Source organism: Pseudomonas sp. Sample_24 (assembly GCF_004307605.1).
Lineage (GTDB): Bacteria > Pseudomonadota > Gammaproteobacteria > Pseudomonadales > Pseudomonadaceae > Aquipseudomonas.
Window position 1 is genome coordinate 1 of record NZ_RCNW01000392.1, and the last position, 2,747, is coordinate 2,747.

A 2,747-nucleotide genomic window follows, 5' to 3' on the forward strand; every position below is an offset into this window, starting at 1 on the left:
GTACTGCGGCGGCTGAAACTGAGCATGTGGGTGACAATTTTCGCCGCGCGGGCGCCGGCCTGTTGAATGCCGTCGAGTAGCTGCGGCACTTCCCGGGCTTGCAGGTATTGATTGACCGTCGACAGCTCAACGCCTATGTGTTCGGCCTGCTCCAGGTTTTTTGGCAGTTCGGGGGACAGGCGGCGGCGAATGTTCTGCACGTTGTGCAGGATCGCACCAAGCGGATTGTTGATCTCATGGGCCATGCCAGCGGCGAGGCCACCGACGGAGAGCATTTTTTCCGACTGCACCATCATTTCTTCCAGGGACAGGCGTTGGGTGATGTCGTCGATTCGTATCACCACGCCACGCCCGGCACCGCCCATCAGCGGGTAGAAAGTCAGGGCGTAATGGCGCGGCTCATCGTCTTTGATCCAGGTCACGCGTTCGATTTTGGCTACGGTATGTTGCTCGACCGTTTGCTTGAGTTGCGGCAAAAACGGCTTGAGCGGCTCGAAGGCGAGGAAGATCGGCTGGTTCAAGGCTTCATCCAGGCGAGTGCCGGACAGAGCACTGGCTTCCTGATTCCACTGCGTCACGTAAAGCTGTTCGTCGAGCGCGATCAGCGCCGATGGCATGGAGTCGATGATGCTGTTGAGGTAGTTCTGGAAGCCGGTGAGTTTCTTCTCGATCTTGCTGCGCACCTGGACTTCGAGCTCCAGTTTGCGATTGGTGTGGCGGGTTTCCTCGGCCAGGCCCTGAGCCTGGTCATAGGCCGCCTGGGAATCGTCCCGTGCGCGTTTGAGCTGCTGCTCCCGCGCTTCAATGCGTGACAGCATGGTATTGAACGCTTCGGCGAGGCTGCCGATTTCATCGTGGTTGCCCCGTGAGGCACGCAGGGCGTAGTTCTCTTCCCGGGTCACCTGTCGGGAAAGCTCTTCGAGTTGATGGATCGGCCGGGTAATCAGGCGTTTGATCTGCCTCGCGATGACCAGCCAAAGCAGGACACTGAAAATCAGGATCCCGAGGCTGGCAGTCAGGGTCCCGGTATAAAACGCCATCGGCAGTTCGCTGCTGGCCACCAACAGCAAGTGGCCCGGCGCGGCACCTGGGCGGGGCAGGGTGATGACTTGATTGCTGCGAAATTCGGTGGCCTGCCAGGATTCGATATGCCCGTATTTTTTTGGCAGACTCAGGTGATCGCCATGCTGCAACTGTGCCAGGCGTTCACCCTTGCCGTCATATAGTGCAGCGGCGCGCAAGGGTGAGTAGCTGTTGAGTTCGTCGAGCAGGCGTTGAGCGCTTTGCGGCGAAGTCAGTGCTTCGGAAATCAGGCTCGGATTGGACACCAGGCGTCCGATGGTCTGCAGCGCCTGGGGCGCCATGCTTTCCTGGGAAATGTAATACGCGGCGCTGATAAAGGTCAGGTTGGCGACCAGCAAAACAGTGGTCAACAGCACCAACAGGGCGGCCAGGAGTTTCTGGCCGACCGGCAGGTTTTCAAGGCGCTGGCGCAATGGCATCAGGTTTATCGCTGCAAAGGAACAAGTGGCCAGCGTAGCCGCTGCTCAGTCGCTGGGCAATCCAAGGCTGTGCAGTCGGGTAATCAGGCGCTGTTGCAGTTGATTGAGGTGTGGCAGATTCAATTGATGTCGAGCCGCGATTTTGCAGGCATGGCCCAGCAGGTAGCTGATTTCGGTCCGGCGCTGGTGGCTGACATCCTGGTACATCGACGAGTAATTGGCCGCCGTGGCATGAATCACCCGCTCGACTTCCTGTTGCAGGTTTTCCGCTGCTGCCGGTTGACCGCAGCGCTCAAGCAGTTCGGTGAGTTCACCGCAGAGGGTGGCGACTTCACAACGGTGCTCCTGCAAACCACCATTACGGCAATCGTGCAGCACAGTCAGTGGATTGATGGCACAATTGAGTGCCAGTTTTCGCCACAACCTGGTGAGTATCTCGGTACTCCATTCATGGGGAATACCGGCGCTGTTCAATTCTTCAAGCCAGGTTGGTGCGGCGGGATGACCGGCATCCCCCAGCCAGGTAAACCCGTGTCCGGCGAACACCACGCGCCAGTCGCCATCGCGAAAAGCGCCTTCGGTGCTGGAGGCATAAATGCAGCGAGCCTGCGGCACTTGTGCGGCTACGGCGTCCTGGCTGCCGAGGCCGTTCTGCAACAGAATCAGTTCGGCGCCGGGAGCCAGGCGTGGCGCCAGTTGCGCTACGGCGTGCTCGGCGTCGTAGGCCTTGCAGGCCACCAGCAATCGATCGATCGGCTCTTTACTATCGGGTGTTTCGGCAGGTACCGGGTAGTGCTGCGCTGCGCCATGCTCGACCAGCGTCAGTCCACCCGCCACTTCATAGGCTTGCAGACGCCGGGCGTCGCGCAGGATCAGCCGCACCGGCAACCCGGCCCGTGCCAGGCGAGTGGCCCATAAAGTACCGAGACTGCCAGCGCCGAGTACATGCCAGGTAGTGGACATCAGCTTTTTGCTCTGTTTGACGCGCGCATGGACGGCTCGCAGTGAATGATCGGAAAGACCCGTTATAATCAGCGCGGATTTTTACCGCAAGCCAGGTGTGCTCCTTCTTGATCGAGCGCCCCCTATTTAATGGAGAGATTACATGCCGTCGTTCGACGTGGTATCCGAACTGGACAAACACGAAGTCACCAACGCGGTCGAGAACGCCGTGAAGGAACTCGATCGTCGTTATGACCTGAAAGGCAAGGGCAGCTTCGAGTTCAAGGAAAAGGACCTGACCGT

3 protein-coding genes are annotated in these 2,747 nt (G+C 59.2%); 1 reads left to right on the plus strand and 2 read right to left on the minus strand.

Annotated features, from left to right (window positions below; all coding sequences use genetic code 11):
• Both D8V06_RS22695 and D8V06_RS22700 read right to left on the minus strand, forming a co-directional pair.
• The coding region (locus tag D8V06_RS22695) for a PAS domain-containing protein (RefSeq protein ID WP_130931855.1) at nucleotides 1–1,502 on the minus strand (1,502 nt) is incomplete at its 3' end.
• Between the two features lie 45 nt (nucleotides 1,503–1,547).
• On the minus strand, nucleotides 1,548–2,465 hold the full coding sequence (locus tag D8V06_RS22700; protein WP_130931856.1) for a putative 2-dehydropantoate 2-reductase: 918 nt from the start codon (nucleotides 2,463–2,465) through the stop codon (nucleotides 1,548–1,550).
• Nucleotides 2,466–2,607: 142 nt separating this feature from the next.
• Here D8V06_RS22700 and D8V06_RS22705 point away from each other — a divergent pair.
• Nucleotides 2,608–2,747 (plus strand): DUF520 family protein (locus tag D8V06_RS22705; protein ID WP_130931857.1); only part of this gene is annotated, 140 nt, incomplete at its 3' end.